This is a genomic window from Streptomyces sp. NPDC030814, from assembly GCF_055572155.1.
Genome location: NZ_JBVIDX010000030.1, coordinates 1 through 14,466 on the forward strand (window position 1 = coordinate 1; position 14,466 = coordinate 14,466).

General features: G+C 70.5%; 14 protein-coding genes and 2 pseudogenes. 5 read left to right on the top strand and 11 right to left on the bottom strand.

Going from position 1 to position 14,466, the window contains the following annotated elements:
• Both ACZ43N_RS37080 and ACZ43N_RS37085 read right to left on the bottom strand, forming a co-directional pair.
• A pseudogene (locus ACZ43N_RS37080) lies at nucleotides 1-233 on the bottom strand (ABC transporter ATP-binding protein); the annotation flags it as partial.
• A gap of 77 nt (nucleotides 234-310) precedes the next feature.
• Nucleotides 311-526 carry a hypothetical protein gene (locus tag ACZ43N_RS37085; RefSeq protein ID WP_468103522.1) on the bottom strand — a complete coding sequence of 72 codons (216 nt, stop codon included), beginning with the start codon at nucleotides 524-526 and terminating at the stop codon, nucleotides 311-313.
• Nucleotides 527-739: 213 nt separating this feature from the next.
• On the opposite strand from ACZ43N_RS37085, the gene ACZ43N_RS37090 reads away from it, so the two are divergent.
• The gene (locus tag ACZ43N_RS37090) at nucleotides 740-2,008 is read left to right on the top strand and encodes a DUF418 domain-containing protein (protein WP_468103524.1); all 1,269 of its coding nucleotides are present in this window, start codon (nucleotides 740-742) and stop codon (nucleotides 2,006-2,008) included.
• A gap of 671 nt (nucleotides 2,009-2,679) precedes the next feature.
• Here the strand turns inward: ACZ43N_RS37090 and ACZ43N_RS37095 are convergent.
• Both ACZ43N_RS37095 and ACZ43N_RS37100 read right to left on the bottom strand, forming a co-directional pair.
• Entirely contained in the window at nucleotides 2,680-3,372 is a 693-nt protein-coding gene (locus ACZ43N_RS37095; protein WP_468103525.1) for an SIMPL domain-containing protein, read from the bottom strand.
• A 4-nt stretch (nucleotides 3,373-3,376) separates the two neighbouring features.
• On the bottom strand, nucleotides 3,377-4,297 hold the full coding sequence (locus tag ACZ43N_RS37100) for a hypothetical protein (protein ID WP_468103527.1): 921 nt from the start codon (nucleotides 4,295-4,297) through the stop codon (nucleotides 3,377-3,379).
• Between the two features lie 86 nt (nucleotides 4,298-4,383).
• Between ACZ43N_RS37100 and ACZ43N_RS37105 the strand changes: the two genes are divergently transcribed.
• Nucleotides 4,384-5,055 (top strand): response regulator transcription factor, encoded by a 672-nt coding sequence (locus ACZ43N_RS37105; RefSeq protein WP_468103528.1) that lies wholly within the window; start codon nucleotides 4,384-4,386, stop codon nucleotides 5,053-5,055.
• Complete coding sequence (locus ACZ43N_RS37110; protein ID WP_468103529.1) at nucleotides 5,052-6,305, top strand: sensor histidine kinase; 1,254 nt, start codon at nucleotides 5,052-5,054, stop codon at nucleotides 6,303-6,305. The genes ACZ43N_RS37105 and ACZ43N_RS37110 overlap by 4 nt, the downstream gene beginning before the upstream one ends.
• Here the strand turns inward: ACZ43N_RS37110 and ACZ43N_RS37115 are convergent.
• The 3 genes from ACZ43N_RS37115 to ACZ43N_RS37125 all read right to left on the bottom strand — a co-directional run bounded on the left by ACZ43N_RS37115 (nucleotide 6,268) and on the right by ACZ43N_RS37125 (nucleotide 9,243).
• Entirely contained in the window at nucleotides 6,268-6,747 is a 480-nt protein-coding gene (locus ACZ43N_RS37115) for a hypothetical protein (RefSeq protein WP_468103531.1), read from the bottom strand. The genes ACZ43N_RS37110 and ACZ43N_RS37115 overlap by 38 nt on opposite strands.
• The gene (locus tag ACZ43N_RS37120; protein WP_468103532.1) at nucleotides 6,740-8,173 is read right to left on the bottom strand and encodes an amidase; all 1,434 of its coding nucleotides are present in this window, start codon (nucleotides 8,171-8,173) and stop codon (nucleotides 6,740-6,742) included. The genes ACZ43N_RS37115 and ACZ43N_RS37120 overlap by 8 nt, the downstream gene beginning before the upstream one ends.
• 257 nt (nucleotides 8,174-8,430) lie before the next feature.
• Nucleotides 8,431-9,243 carry an SDR family NAD(P)-dependent oxidoreductase gene (locus tag ACZ43N_RS37125; protein ID WP_468103533.1) on the bottom strand — a complete coding sequence of 271 codons (813 nt, stop codon included), beginning with the start codon at nucleotides 9,241-9,243 and terminating at the stop codon, nucleotides 8,431-8,433.
• A gap of 282 nt (nucleotides 9,244-9,525) precedes the next feature.
• Here ACZ43N_RS37125 and ACZ43N_RS37130 point away from each other — a divergent pair, with 282 nt between their 5' ends.
• A complete protein-coding gene (locus tag ACZ43N_RS37130) occupies nucleotides 9,526-10,170 on the top strand; it encodes a TetR/AcrR family transcriptional regulator (RefSeq protein WP_468103535.1) in 645 nt (214 codons plus the stop codon).
• 226 nt (nucleotides 10,171-10,396) lie between these two features.
• Here the strand turns inward: ACZ43N_RS37130 and ACZ43N_RS37135 are convergent, their stop codons facing one another.
• Together ACZ43N_RS37135 and ACZ43N_RS37140 are read right to left on the bottom strand one after the other, a co-directional pair.
• A complete protein-coding gene (locus ACZ43N_RS37135; protein ID WP_468103537.1) occupies nucleotides 10,397-10,642 on the bottom strand; it encodes a hypothetical protein in 246 nt (81 codons plus the stop codon).
• 93 nt (nucleotides 10,643-10,735) lie between these two features.
• A pseudogene (locus ACZ43N_RS37140) lies at nucleotides 10,736-11,302 on the bottom strand (phosphotransferase); the annotation flags it as partial.
• 102 nt (nucleotides 11,303-11,404) lie between these two features.
• On the opposite strand from ACZ43N_RS37140, the gene ACZ43N_RS37145 reads away from it, so the two are divergent.
• Nucleotides 11,405-12,244: a hypothetical protein gene (locus ACZ43N_RS37145; protein WP_468103706.1), complete on the top strand. Its 840-nt coding sequence runs from the start codon at nucleotides 11,405-11,407 to the stop codon at nucleotides 12,242-12,244.
• 406 nt (nucleotides 12,245-12,650) lie between these two features.
• On the opposite strand, the gene ACZ43N_RS37150 is transcribed toward ACZ43N_RS37145, so the two are convergent.
• A complete protein-coding gene (locus ACZ43N_RS37150; protein WP_468103538.1) occupies nucleotides 12,651-12,827 on the bottom strand; it encodes a hypothetical protein in 177 nt (58 codons plus the stop codon).
• A 99-nt stretch (nucleotides 12,828-12,926) separates the two neighbouring features.
• Nucleotides 12,927-14,360, bottom strand: coding sequence for an MFS transporter (locus ACZ43N_RS37155; RefSeq protein WP_468103539.1), 1,434 nt, complete (start codon nucleotides 14,358-14,360; stop codon nucleotides 12,927-12,929).
• Nucleotides 14,361-14,466: the final 106 nt, after the last annotated feature.

Below are 14,466 nucleotides of genomic sequence, written 5' to 3' on the forward strand. Positions count from 1 at the left end.
AGCACGGTGAGCCCGATCAGGATCCCGGTGATCGTCCCACCGGACGCCATCCGGTCCACCAGCGCCTTCGTGGCCAACGGCTGCAACAACGCCCCCGGGGCCCCAACAGGGCACACAACAGACCAAGGGCAACGGCCCAACGGTGGGGGCCGGACTACGCGTTACAGCGTCCTGACCGTCTCCCAGGCAGACAGGGACGTCTCATCCTTCGCCGGGGCGGATGCGGTGTTCACAACATTCCTTCCTTGTGCGGTCCGCCCGGCACCCGCATGGACGGTGCCGTGCGGACCGGGCGTGATCGTGTGCCGGCTCAGCGGACGAGTCCGGCTGTGCCCGAGGAAAGGGCGCGCACCAACGCTTCGGGTACCTCAGGGCGTACGACGACCAGGACGAGGGCGCCCGCAGCCAGCACCAGGCCGAGGAACTCCAGGAATTCGCCCCTGCGAGGGACCACGTCACGCCCCGGTTCGTCAGCTGGTGAGGGGAGGGAGGTGTCGGGCTCCTTGTGCCGCGCACGGTGTGTCATGCCTCCACCCTGGAAGCCCGGCCGCCCCGCACCCATCCGGCAACCGTCGGGTCCACCCCCGCCGAGTGGCTGGACAAGACCACCGCCCGGTCGTACCGGACCGAGCCGGGGACGAGGTTCCACCGGTCGGCAGGGCGGTACCCGCCGGTCGGCGGGGGCGTTACCGAAGCCTGCCGGATGGCCCGCCCCTGAGCTCCGCGCGAGGTTTGCCGTATGACACAGACGCAGCCGCCGCAGGAGACGTCAGCTCTCCCGGAGAACTCACCTCCGCCGCCCCGGACCTCCCCCGACTCCGCCGTGCCGGCCTCGGCCGGTCCCTCGATGGGACGTCTCGTCGGGGTGGACCTGGCCCGCGCGCTGGCGGTGTTCGGCATGTACGTCGTGCACATCGGCCCCCCGCTGTCCGCCACGACCGGCGTGGCGAGCTGGATCCGCTACATGGCGGATGGCCACTCGTCGGTCCTGTTCGCCACTCTCGCCGGGTTCTCGCTGATGCTGATCGCCGGCCGCCGCGAGCCGAAGACGGGCCTGGCGGGCCGGCAGGCGAGGGCCCGGATCGCGATCCGGGCTGTGGTCCTGCTGGTGCTGGGCACCGTGCTGGCGATGGAGTACGGGGGAGTGATCATCCTCGGCTTCTACGGGGTCTACTTCCTGCTCGCCCTGCCCCTGGTACGACTGCGTGCCAGGACGCTCGCGATCATCGCGGCCGCGTTCGCCCTGGTCACACCGCAGTTGGCGTTCTTCCTGACCTCGCTGCTGACGTCGTCGGTCCAGGAGAGCATCAACGCCTACGACCCGCTCCGCCGCCTCAGCGAGGTGGGAGTGCTCGACCTGCTGCTCACCGGCTTCTACCCGGCGCTCACCTGGATGTCGTTCGTGATTGCGGGCATGGCACTGGGCCGCCTCGACCTGTCCTCCGGCACCGTTCAGAAGCGCCTGGCCGCGCTCGGCGCCTCCCTCACCGCGGCCGCCTACAGCATGTCCCTGCTGCTCGCCGGATCGGGCGCGTTGAGAAGCACGGCGGAAGACGGGTCGTCGTCCGGCAGCTCCGGGGCGATGCCCCCCGCCAGCGGTTCGATGCCCCCGGACGGGGGGTCGTTCCCCGATATGCCGGCGTCGTCGCTCCTGGCGGCCGGGCCGCACAGCGGGACCACCTTCGACATCATCGGCAGCGTGGGCGTCGCGATCCTCGTGATCGTGGGCGCGACCGTGCTGATGGACCGCCTGCCCCGACTGCGCCGTCTGGCGAAGCCGGTCATCGCCGTGGGCACCATGTCCCTGACCGCCTACGTCGGCCACTTCCTCGGCCAGTCCGCGCTGTCCGTGCCCACCGGGACCGGCACCCAGCAATCATGGGTGCCGCTGATCATGTTCGTCCTCGGGGCGACCGTGTTCGCCGCGATCTGGTCCCGCTTCTTCCGCCGAGGCCCCCTGGAATACCTCCTCAACGCCGCCACCAAGCCGGCAAAGCACATCCGATGAGACCCGGCCGGGGTGGGACGCCCCCTCGCTCCGCCCCGGCACCGAGATGCCCGAGCAGTTCCTCATCTCCTTCCCGGACTCCGACTCCGAGCCCCTGTCGGCCCTCGACAGGACGGCGCTGCGGGCCCTGAAAAGCGCCGCACCGCCATGGAGCCCTCGATCTCACTGCGAGCGGCTGCGCCACCTCCAGGACGCCTTCTCATCTCCACCAGCACCGACGGCACGAACTTCACCCAGGTCGCCTACGGCATTCGGCATTCGGCATTCGGCATTCGGGCCGGCAACCAGACACTCAAGGTGGCCGAATGGCCCGCCCGGACGTCGGCGCCGGCCGCTGGGCGAAGCGCAGGTGGCGCAGTTCCGGGACAGCGCCGGACGGGCGACCACGGCCCCGGCACGCTGCGGTGGCACGGACCGCACAGCGTGGCGGTCTGCCCGTCCACCGGTCTGCCACCAACCCGCGTTCCATCTCCTCCGGGCTGACGTCCTCCGCGCATCGCGGGTCACACCTCCGCGCTCCCCCACCGGGGCCGTGACCGAGAGCAACTCCGGTGCCGCAGGACGTACGGTGCTTGCCCATCTCGACCACCTGACCGGCGGCGTGAGTGCCTCCTGTGTGGTCTTGCACAGGGCGGCCCTTTTGTGTGCGCAGGAGAGCGGAGCGGCTTCGGTCACAGTCGTGGTGGGGTCATGACGAAATGGGCTTCGACTTGGGCGGTGACGATCTGTCGTGCGGGTTGCAGGTGGAGGGCGTCCGGCGGTTCGGCTCCGTCGAGGCCCTCGGTGCTGACAGCACCGTACGGGCCGTAATCGGCTGACACCGGGGCGTTGAGGCTGCTGTCGGAGAGCTCGACGAGGGCGACAAGTGTGGCGTCTAGGGCTTCGGCGTATGCGCGGGCGCGGCGGACGGCGTCGTGGACGGCGGTGCGGTGTGCTGCGCGGTGGACGGGTGAGTCGGGGCGCAGGGCCCACCAGGGACCGTCGACGCTGGTGAGGTCGAGTTGGGCGAGGCGGGTGGTGAGTTCGCCGAGGGCGGTGAAGTCGGTGAGTTCGGCGGTGGTGCGGACGTGGCCATGGTAGGCGCGGACGCGTTCGCGGCGGCCGCGTTCCGTGAGTTGGGGAGTGATGGCCAGCGTGCCGGTCTCAAGGCGTTCGACGATGTCGCCGAAGCTTCTGACGAGGTCGAGGGCGGCGGTGTTCCGGCGGGTGAGGTCGCCGAGGGTGTCGCCTCGATCGGTGCCGCGGGCGGTGACGGTGATGCCGATACGGGCGAGGTCGGGGTCGACTTCGAGGTGGGCTTCGCCGCAGACGGCCACGCGGGGTGCGGTGGGGGTGCCGTAGGGGCGGGACGGTTGTCCGGTCATGGTGTCAGCAGGTTCCACCGCCGCCGCTGACGAGGCGGAGGTTGACGGGCGGGCCGGCCGACGGTGTCCCGTGGAGCAGTGTCTCCCAGGTCCGGCCGAGCGGATCCCCGCCGAGCAGGGTCGCGATGCTCGGGTAGTACGCGTGGCCCATGTTGCTCGCGCCGCCGGACCACTTGAGGAGGAGTTCGTCGTCGAACGCCGCGTGCATGGAGGAGACCCGCTCAAGGGCGATCTTGGCGGTGAACTCTCCGACAAGAGGATTCGCCTTGGTGCGGTTGAGTGGGGCGAAGCAGGAGCCCTTGGCGCTTCGGACGGCCATGGTCGCGTTGCTGATCTTGCCGGTCAGTTCCCCGTGGACCGGTGACTTGGCGAATGCGAGACGGACGGGGAGGGTTGCGCGGGAGGCGTAGTCGCCCTGTCGGGTGCGGACACCGATGGTGCCCTCCATGGCCCGGCCGGCGAAGGCGGCACGAAGGACGGCGTTCTCCTCGATGTCCGCGACCGGTTTGATCTTGGTGACGGTGCCTTTGGAGATCGTCGCGAGGTAGATCGTGTTCGCGTAGGCGGTACGGCCTACATCGGCGTCCGCTTTCAGTTGCCTGGCGACGGCGACGGCGAGCGGCAGATCGCCGCCGCGAGTGTGGAACTTCGTTCCGCCGCGCTTGAGGGCTCCGAAGCGCTGTGTGCCGGACGGGTCGCTCGGCAGCCGGATCGGCTTCTTTCCCGGAAAGAGTTTCGTGCAGTGCACGATGCCGTTTCGCTGCGTGGAAGCCGCGCATATTTCGGAGACGGCCTTCGCCGTGGGGCTGTTCCGGTCCGGGGCCAAGGCGGCCGTGCTGGTCCCGCATCCGGTGAGCACAAGGGCGGCGAGCGCGGCGGCCGTCGTCAGACGCCTGACGCGGAAGCACGGGGTGGTCGTGTTCATGGCGGCAAGCGTGCCGGGCGATGCCTGAAACGCTTCTGAAGGCCGTCTTCAGGATTTTTTCAGCTCGGATGGCGGAAACTGAGCGGATGCGCCTGCTTCTGGTCGAGGACGAACAACGACTCGCCGACGTCATCAAGTCCGGACTGGTGGACAAGGGTTTCGCCGTGGACGTGGTCGGTGACGGAGCCGAGGCCATCTGGATGGCCGGTGAGCACCGGTACGACGCGATCGTGCTGGACGTGATGCTGCCGGGCCTCAACGGCTTCGCCGTGTGCCGGAAGTTGCGCGAATCCGGCAACTGGACACCGATCATGATGCTCACCGCGATGGACGGTGAACTCGACGAGGTCCAGTCGCTGGACAGCGGCGCGGACGACTACCTGGCCAAACCGTTCTCCTTCGCGGTGCTGCTGGCGCGGCTGCGGGCCCTCGTCCGCCGCGGGGCTCAGGAACGGCCCGCCGTCATCGAGGTGGGCGATCTGCAGGTGGACCCGGCGGCGGCGTGCGCCCGGCGCGGCGGCGTCCACATCGCGCTCACTCCCAAGGAGTTCGCGGTGCTGCACCTACTGGCCCGCCGGGCCGGCCAAGTGGTCACCAAGACGGAACTGCTCCAGCACGCCTGGGACTTCGCCTTCGTAGGCGATCCCAACATCGTCGAGGTATACATCAGTGCCCTGCGCCGCAAGATCGACGCACCGTTCGCGGTCCGCACCCTGACGACCGTGCGAGGCAGCGGCTATCTTCTGGAGCTTCCGTGAACCGGCTGTCGGTGCGGATGCGGGTGACCCTGGCCGCGTCCGTCATCGTCGCCACGGTACTGACCGCGGCCTCCCTCGTGCTGATCATCACGATGCACGACAGCCTGGAAGGCGGCGTCGCCGACGAGGCCGCCCGAAAGGTCAGGGCCAGTGCCGCCGCCCTCAAGGAGGACCCGCCCCTCGACGCGGCTCCACCCGGCGAGGAGGGCAGCGCGGAGCCGACGCCGGAGAAGAGCGAGCACGGCGCCGGCACGGGCGGGGAGAAGGTGGTCCTGGCCGACGGGTACGCGACCGCCAGCACGGTCGTGGACACCGCCGACGGCCCGGTGACGGTGAAGGCCCGTGTCTCGCTCGCCCCCGTCCGCAATGCCCTCGACATGCTTGAGCAGTTGCTCCTGGTGGGTGTCCCGGCGCTGGTGGTGCTGATGGCCGTCATGACATGGCAGTTGATGGGCCGGGTGCTGGCCCCCGTGGAATCGATCAGGGCCACCTTCGCCGACATCACCGCCAAGAACCTCCACCGGCGGGTGCCCGAGCCCGTCACCCGCGACGAGGTGGCACGCCTGGCCCGGACCATGAACGTCACCCTGGGCCAGCTGGAGTCCGCGGTCGAGCGGCACAAGCAGTTCGTCGCCGACGCCGCCCACGAACTGCGCAACCCCGTCGCCACGCTGAGCGCCCGACTCGAACTCGGGATGACGCAGGCACCCGACCTCGTCACCGAGGCCCTGACCGACGTGGCCCGCATCAAGGAGCTGACCGGTGATCTGCTGCTCCTCGCCCGACTCGACGGCGGCGAACCGCTGATCGGCACCGACGTCGACCTGGCTCAGGTGGCGGCCGAGGCCGCCGCACGACCGGCCCCCGTGAAGATCGCGCTGGAGCTGGAGTCCGATGTCATCGTGACCGGCTCCCGCTCTCACCTGGAACGCATGGTCGCCAATCTCGTCGCCAACGCGGTCCGTCACGCCGCCTCCCAGATCACCATCAAGGTCACGGCCGACGGACTGGACGTCATCGACGACGGCCCGGGCATCCCGGCCGCCTCCCGCGAGCGGGTGTTCCAGCGCTTCCACCGACTGGACGAGGCCCGGGCCCGCGACGCGGGCGGATCCGGACTCGGCCTGGCCATCGCCCGCGACATCGCCACCGCCCACGGAGGCACCCTGACGGTCCAGGACACACCCCACGGCGCTCACCTGTCCTTCCGCATCACCGACGCCAGACGGACCGAACACGTTCACTCATGAATCTGCTGCTTGGCCGACGTGCCGGGCCGCGCCGGGAGAGGCTGTTCTCGCGGGTGAGGCGGCGGGCCACAAGGTCTGCCCTGGCGATGTGGATCATGACCAGGTCATGGTCCCGCAGCGTCGGGACGGCTTCCGGCACCACGAGACCCGGATCCCGGGACCGGAAGTGACGGATGGCCAGGTGTTCGGCGTTGGCCGCCTCGGCACCGCCGTCGGCCAGGGTCGCCCTCAGGACGTGTCGTCGCCCGTCCCCGGCGTTCTCGACCAGCATGATCTGGTCCTGCGTGCTGCCCAGGTCGGTGAGCCGACCGTTGATTCCCCATTCCTCACGGAGGAGGCGGGTCGCGTCGTGCTCCGACAACATCGGGCCGGCGCAAGGGGCGGCGCAGACGGTGACGTCGACCGTGGCTTCGTCGGTGAACGACGGTTGCGTCTCAGCCATGGTGGGCCAGCTTCGGACGCCAGTCCGGGTCGCTCCAGAGGCCGAGACGTGCCTCGGCGGCCGCACCGAGACGGAACGCTGTCAGATCGTCGAACGGCCGGGCAACGATCTGCACCCCGGTCGGCACGCCGTTACCGGCGCGACCTGAGGGCACGTTGAGGACCGGATGCCGGCTCGCGATGTTGAAAAGCTGGGTCATACACTGGCTCACGGGGTTGGCGAACCGCACGCCCTCGGCGAGCTGCACGGACTCCGCGGAGGTGGCGTCCGCCGGATAGCCGGTGGTGGCCATGGTCGGGCAGATGAGGGCGTCGTGGTCGCGGTATATCCCGGCGAGTACGGCATGCATACGGCCTTCCTCCTCCACGGTCCGCAGGGCGCCGACGTTCTCCAGGGCCGCCTCGCACGCCTCGACGACGTCGAGGACGTTCCGGGACCACCTCGGGTCGTCAGCCGGCGCCCACTCCCGTACGGACGGCCCGAGGAGGAGGCCGTAGTGCGCCATCGCGGTGATCATGATCGACTGGCGGGTGATCGGGATCTCCACCGGGGTCACCTCGGCTCCGGCGTCCCGCAGGGCGCTCGCGAACCGCTCGATGTTGGCCGCGGCCTCGGGGACGACAGGGAAGTCACCGATGGTGACCGCGAGCGCGACCTTCAGGCCCGCACACGAACCGAAGGCCGTCGGGAGCGGTGGAGCAGCCGGCACCGAGGCGTGGTCGACGGGGTCAGGCCCGGCGATCACGTTCTGGAAGAGGGCACAGTCGGTGACCGTACGGGCCATCGGCCCGTCCTGACAGTAGGTGTCGAGACTGAGCGGCGGCAGCGACGGCACCCGTCCGTAGGGAGGTCGGAACCCGACGACGCCGCACAGAGCCGACGGCACCCGGATGGAGCCTGCGATGTCGGAGCCGGTGGCCAGCGGAGCGAGTCCGGCAGCCAGTGCCGCACCCGAGCCGCCCGACGAACCGCCGGGGCTGTAGTCGAGGTTCCATGGATTGCGTGTGACGCCCCACAGCTCGGAGTGGGTGGTCACGGCGATCGAGAACTCCGGCGTCGTGGTCCGCAGGTGCAGGACCGCACCGGCGTCGATCAGCCGCTGGACCATCGGTTGCGTCTGCGTCGCGACGGTGCCCTCGGTCAGCAGGGAGCCGAGGCGATGGGACCTGCCGGCGATCGGCATCTCCTCCTTCACCGCGACCGGGACACCTTCGAGCGCCCGGGGCGCCGGGCCCTTCCCCGCGTACCTGGCCTCGGCGGCCCGCGCGACATCGTGCGCCTCGTCGAACATCTCCTCGGCCACCGAATTGACCTCGCTGGTCTTGGAGACCCGCTCGATCAGCGAGTCCAGGACCTCCACCGGGGACAGCTCGCGCCGCCGAAACGCCCCGAGCATTTCCTCGGCCGACAGATAGTTCAGGTCCATTCTTCGCTCCTCTTTGCAATGGGCAGTGCGGCTAAAAAGGTCAGACGGGCATGCAAGGGGCTAAGGGCTGTCCCGTAATCCGCGGTGGATCAGCGCACGGCGTCGGATGCTGGGGGCACCTCCCACGCCGTTCAGGCAGTGGGGGAGCATCGCAAGGCGGAGGGGCGTCCGCATACTGGATGTATGCGGGCGTTCCGACAACGCGGCGAGGTGCCGTAGCCGGCGTCGTGCGCCCGCCGGGGATTACGGGACAGCCGTTAGTGCGCGAAAAGTGACAAGGGGTTGCCTGCCGAGCTCAGTCCGCGCTCCTCCTGGATGGAGTTGCCGCCGTCCACCACGAACAGCTGTCCCGTGACGTAGGACGACTCCGGCGAGGTCAGGAACGCCACCAGTGCGGCCACCTCGTCGGGACGCCCGGCGCGACCCACCGGCGTTGCCGCCCCGAGAGCGTCGACGTGCTCGTCGAGCCCCCCGGTCGCGATCCAGCCGGGGGCGACGGCGTTGACCGTGACGCCCCGCGACGCCGTGTCCATGGCTGCCGAGCGGGTGAGGCCGATCAGGCCGGCCTTGGCCGCGTGATAGGCGACGTCGCCCTTGTAGGCCATCACCGGACCGGAGAGCGACGCCATGTTCACCACCCGGCCGTACCCGCGGCTGAGCATCGGCTGGAGGGCGGCGCGGGTCATGTAGAAGGCGGTGTCGAGGTTTCGCGAGAGGGCCGAACGCCACTGCTCGTCGGATGCCGTCGCGAGACTGGACGGGTCTTCGGGCTCGGCCACCGAGACCATGCCGGCGTTGTTGACGAGAACGTCGATCCGGCCGAATGCGTCCAGCGCCTCGGCCACCACCGACTCGGCGAACCCGGGATCGGTGAGATCGCCCGCGACCCCCCTGACGGGGCAGCTCCCCGCGAGCTCGGCCACCCGCTCATGGATCCGCGCGGTGGTCGAGGTGATCAGCAGCGAGAAGTCGTCGGCCAGCCGCTTGGCGCATGCGAAGCCGATGCCGGACGCGCTGCCGACCCCGGTGATGATCGCGACGGGCCGGCCGTCGGCGTTGGTCGGGTTCATGTGGTGCTCACCCTCGGATCCCTGGACGCTCGATGGCGTGACTGAGTTGGACGTTCGTCACAGTAGGGATCCCAGAGGGTTATCGCAATGGCTTCACAACCTGTACATTCGAGCCCGGTATGAGTTGTACGTTCGTTCCAGTTCTGCCTGAGATGGTACGCCGCGGCAGCCTCACCGCTCAGGCGGGCTGCTCTGCGATTGCTACCGTGCGGCCACTGCGCCATGCACTGCCGTCGTGCAACGCCCGACGGTCACCCACAGGTGAAGAGGACGAGGAAAGACATGAGCCGGCCCGGCGGATCCGCCCACCAACGAGACACCCCTGTACTGACCGAGCGCGGTGGGGTCCGCAAAGCGGCCATCCTTGAAGCAGCCCTGCAGGTCATCGGGGACAAAGGGCTGGCAGGGCTCTCCATGCGTGCCATCGCGACGGAAGCGGGACTGCCGCTCGGAGCTCTCGGCTACTACTTCAAGACCAAGGACGATCTGATCCTCGAGGCGTTCGAGTTGCACACCCGCCGGGAGGCGGACCGGGTCCTCGCGGCTTTCGCGGGTGTGGCGGACGGCGACCACGCCGACGACGTCGCCGAGCACCTCACGGCGTTCATCCAGCACGGACTGACCGAGGCACGGACGAGGCTGGTCGCGGAGTACGAGTTCCTGATCGAAGCAACTCGTAGGCCGGACCTCGCGCGCGTCTCAAGGGCATGGCGCCAGGCGTTGCAGATCCAGGTCAGTCACGTCGCGACCCGGCTGGGCTCGGACGATCCCGAGACAGACGCAGAGATCATTCTCTCGGTCGTCGCGGGTCTGGAGATCGACCACCTCTCCGCACCGCTCGACCCGTCGACAACGCAGGCGATCCGCACCGCGCTCCGCCGCACGATCACAAGGCTCGGGCTCCGCGGCCACGCCGCGCGGCCATAGATCCCGTCGGGCAGCCCAGCCGCACGACAGCTCTCTGGGCATGGGGTCCCGCAGCCGTCGCCACGGTCTGGTGAGCGGCTGCACGAGCCGCCGCTCTCCGAGCTGCGGGCCGCGGACCTGCTGGACTTCGCCCGCACGGCGGTCGACTCCAGCTACATGCGCGCGATGAAGGGCGGGCCGGCCACCGGTCCGTCCCCGGTGGACCGGGCAAGTCCAACAGCGAGCATCACCTGATCGTCGAGGCACACGGCATCCCGCTCGCCGTGATCACCATCGACGGCAACCGCGACGACGTCACCCAACTGATCCAGCTCATCCCCAGGCCGTCCCGCCGATCCGCGGCACGGTCGGTCAGCCACTGCGCCACCAGAAGCGCCTGTACACCGACCGCGGCTACGACCACGAGGTCTGCCGGGACCAGGTCCGTCGGTTCCAGATCATCCCGCACCTCGCCCGGCGTGACAGTGGGCACGGCTCCGGCCCTGCGTGTACCGCTGGGTCGTGCAAGGAGGTTCGGCTGCTGCATCGGTTGACGCATTCGCAGCAGCACCGGGCCCGCGCGGCCTCACATGCGAGATCTCAGCACGTCGACCTCGCACCCCGGAGCAAACGGATCAAACCCGTGCTCGGCCAGCCAGCGAACCGCCAGCAGGCTTCGCAACGACCACCACGCGTAAATCACGTCGAGTTCCATGTCAGTGCCGTAGCCGGCGATGACATCGTCAAGGTGCTCCTCGTGTCCGAGCGTGAAGGTGGCGAGGTCGTACAAGGCATCACCCTGGCCCGCCTCGGACCAGTCGATGATGCCCGTGACCTCGTCGCCGTCGACGAAGACATGCTCGAGATGCAGGTCGCCGTGAGTGAACGCCGGAGTCCACGGTCGGAGCGCGGCCTCGGCGACCTGGCCGTTGCGGGTGACCAGGTCCGCGGGCAGCACGCCGTTCGTCACAAGGCGCTCGCACTCGTCGTCGAGTTCCGCCACCAGCGCATTGATGCTCCGGCCGGCCCGGCCGGGCCGGGGTGGCAGCGGCGCGTCGTGCAACTTCCGGATGGCGGCTCCCGCCGCGGCCCATGCCGTCGGCGACCCGGTCGACGGCCCACCGAGGCGTCCCAGCGTCGTCCCTGGGATTGCGTCTGGCGGGCCGGGGGCCGCCGCGCCGGGAACGTCACCCCACCCTCGCGGCGCCTGGCGGAGGAGGAACTCGACGACAGTGCCGCCGTCTGGGCGGAGGGCATGGTGGCGGCAGGACTCCTCGACCCGGTCGATCTGGTCGACCTTGCGCGCCCCGCCACCCGCGCCCTGGCAGCGCTGGCCCGCCTCGCCGAGCGGGATCTGCTGGGCGCGGCAGCCGTCGCGGAGGTGAACGCATTGACGGAGATTCATCTCGGGGAGCGGGGGCAGGCCTGGGCGGCGCTCGATGTGCTGCTGCCCGGACATGAGGGAACGGTCGCGGAGCTGATCGCCGAGGCGGGGAAGGCTGCCCCGGACCGGCTCGCCGCCGAGGTCGAACCGCAGGTGGTGGTGACACCGACCTCGCTGTCTCCGAGCCGAAGTGAGCGGCCGGAGGGCGGGGCGACACTCGACGCGGTGTCGCCCGGGCACGCGGGGGCAGCCGTGCAGCCGGTTGCAGACGCGGGCCCGGCCTCGGCCGGGGCCGTCGCCGAGCCCGAACGGCCGGCCGAGCACGAGCCGTCGGCCCCCGAGTCGCCCGCCCAGCCCGAGACCCCGGCCGCGGCCGTGCCCGGACCGCCGGCCGCCGCACGCCCGCCCCGGCGGGCGCTGCACCGGAGCGAACGTGTGCACGCTCTGGCCGCGCTCGACCTGCTGTACTCCCTGGCCCCGGACGATGCGCCCACGCCGAAGGATCCCGAGGTGCTGTGGGCGCTGACCGAGTACGAGCCGGCATCCGCGCCCGGCCTCGCCACCCCGCGCTGGTTCGCCCTCGCGTGCGCCGCCCACGGCATCCCCGCCTCCCGGCAAGGCGGCGCGTACGAAGCGCCCAGCCTCGCGCAGGTGCGCGCGCGGCTTCCCGAGACGTACGGATCCGGGGCGCAGCACACCGAACGCGCCTAACGGGCAGGGCGTGTTGCCCGCCGAGGATCTGCTCACCCTGCTACCCGCCCGGCGTCTGCTTCTGCTCCCCCACGACTGGCGGCGGCTCGCGTTCGCCGACGCGTGGCGGTCCGCGCTCGCCCGCCGGCTGAGAACCGAACTCGGCACCGACCCCGACGCCTGGCTCGGCCTGGCCGCTACCGTGGCGGCGTCCGAAGCCGCCTCCGGGGGACTGACATGGGCGGAGTTGCTGGAGCGTGCACGCTCCGGCGCCGTCCCGGCGGCGACGGCCCAGGCGTCCATCGGCAGGGCCAGGCCGGCCACCCCCGACGAGGCGATCGACCTGCTGGAGCACGGTGACCATCTGTGGGCCTGGCCCGAGGGGACCTTGCTGTGCCTCGCCGACGCCGAGGTGGTCGATGCCGTACTACCCCGGCTGGGTCCCGACGGGCCCTGGCTGCTCGCCGCGTACCTGCTGCGCCACGACCGGACACCGTGGGCCGTCCTCGACCGGCTGCTCGCGGACCGCCACCCCGAGGCGCTGCGCGTGTCGGCGTTCCTCCTGAGCGGCCGACAGGGGGAACGCCGCGTTCCACTTCACCATGCGGTCGCCCGCATTCACCGATCCGGCCGCCCGCAGGGGAGCATCCGCACACCCGAGGTCGTATCACGGCCGGCGCACCGGGCGGCGTCCTCGTGCCGCTCAGTGCACGTGCGGTACACCGGTCATCTGCGGCTTGCCGCGCGGCACCAGCGCCAGGGCCACGACGGCGCTGACGGCGGCCGCCGCCGCGCACACCGTGAACGCGTCGGTGAAGCCGCCGACCGTAGCGCGCTCGATGCCGGATGCGGCGACGGTGGAGACGACCGCGACGCCGATCGAACCGCCCACCTCGTGGAACGTGTTGACGACACCGGACGCCAGCCCCGCCTCCTTGTGGTCGATCATGGCGAGCGCCGTGGTGGTGGCGGTGACGAAGACCGCGCCGATTCCGAGGGACGCGACCACGTAGCCCGGCAGCAGGCTCCCGTACACGCTCGCGGAGTCCGACAGGCGGGTCAACGGCACGGTCCCGGCGGCCGCGACCGTCATCCCGGCGGCAGCCGTGGTCCGGCTGCCGATCACGCCGACGAGTCGGGAGCCGAAGTGGGCACCGAGGGCGGTGGCGACGGCCACGGGCAGGAACACCAGCCCGGTCCTCAGAGGGCTGAATTCACGAACATGCTGAAGGTAGACGGAGCCGAGGAAGAAGTAGGCGATGAGCAGGGCGGTCGCCGTCAGCATCAGGAAGGCGCCGGCAAGGACCGGCCGCCTGGTGAACATGCGCAGGTCCATCAGCGGGTCCCTGCCGACCCGTTCGGCCAGGGCGAACAGGGCGTAGGCCAGGGCTGCGCCGGCCAGTGGCAGCAGGGTGGCCGGGTCCCCCCACCCTGAGTCGCCCGCTTCCACGAGTCCGTAGATCAGCGCGCCGGTGCCCGCGGTGACGAGCAGCGCGCCGGGAACGTCGAGCCGGGCGGGCCGCGGAGCGCGGGCCGCTATGAACGCGGGGACGGCGGCGATGACCGCGAGGCCGACGGGCACGTTGACGTAGAAGACCCACTGCCAGCCGGGGCCGTCGGTGAGTATCCCGCCGAGGAGGACCCCCGCGGCGGCGCCCGACCCGCCGATCGCCGCCCATACGCCGAGGGCCTTGTTGCGCTCCGCGCCGTGGAAGGTGGTCGTGACGATCGACAGCGCGGAGGGGGACAGCAGCGCCGCGCCGACGCCCTGGGCGATGCGTCCACCGAGCAGGACCGGGGCGCTGTCGGCGAGTCCGGTGACGAGCGAGGCGGCGGTGAACAGGGCAAGTCCGGCGAGCAGGGTGCGCCGGGCGCCCAGGGCGTCGGCGAGACGGCCCCCGAGGAGCATCAGCCCGCCGAAGCAGAGGGTGTAGGCGGTGACGACCCAGGTCAGGGTCTCGCGGTCGAGTGCGAGGTCGGTGGACATGTCGGGCAGCGCGACGTTCACCACGGTGACGTCGAGGATCAGCATGAACTGGGCCAGGCAGACCAGGGCCAGGGCGGCCCAGCGACGGGGGTCGGGAGCCTGATCGGTGTGCGCCGGAGCGTGGGCCGCACCGGCTGAGGAGTGGGTCATGACGGTCCTTGGGGGCGAGGGATACGGTTTCCACATCTTCTTGAACTGTACTGTGCAGTTCATGTGAACTCAACTGTTCAGTTCAGGCGGTGCTAGGCTCCTGGGT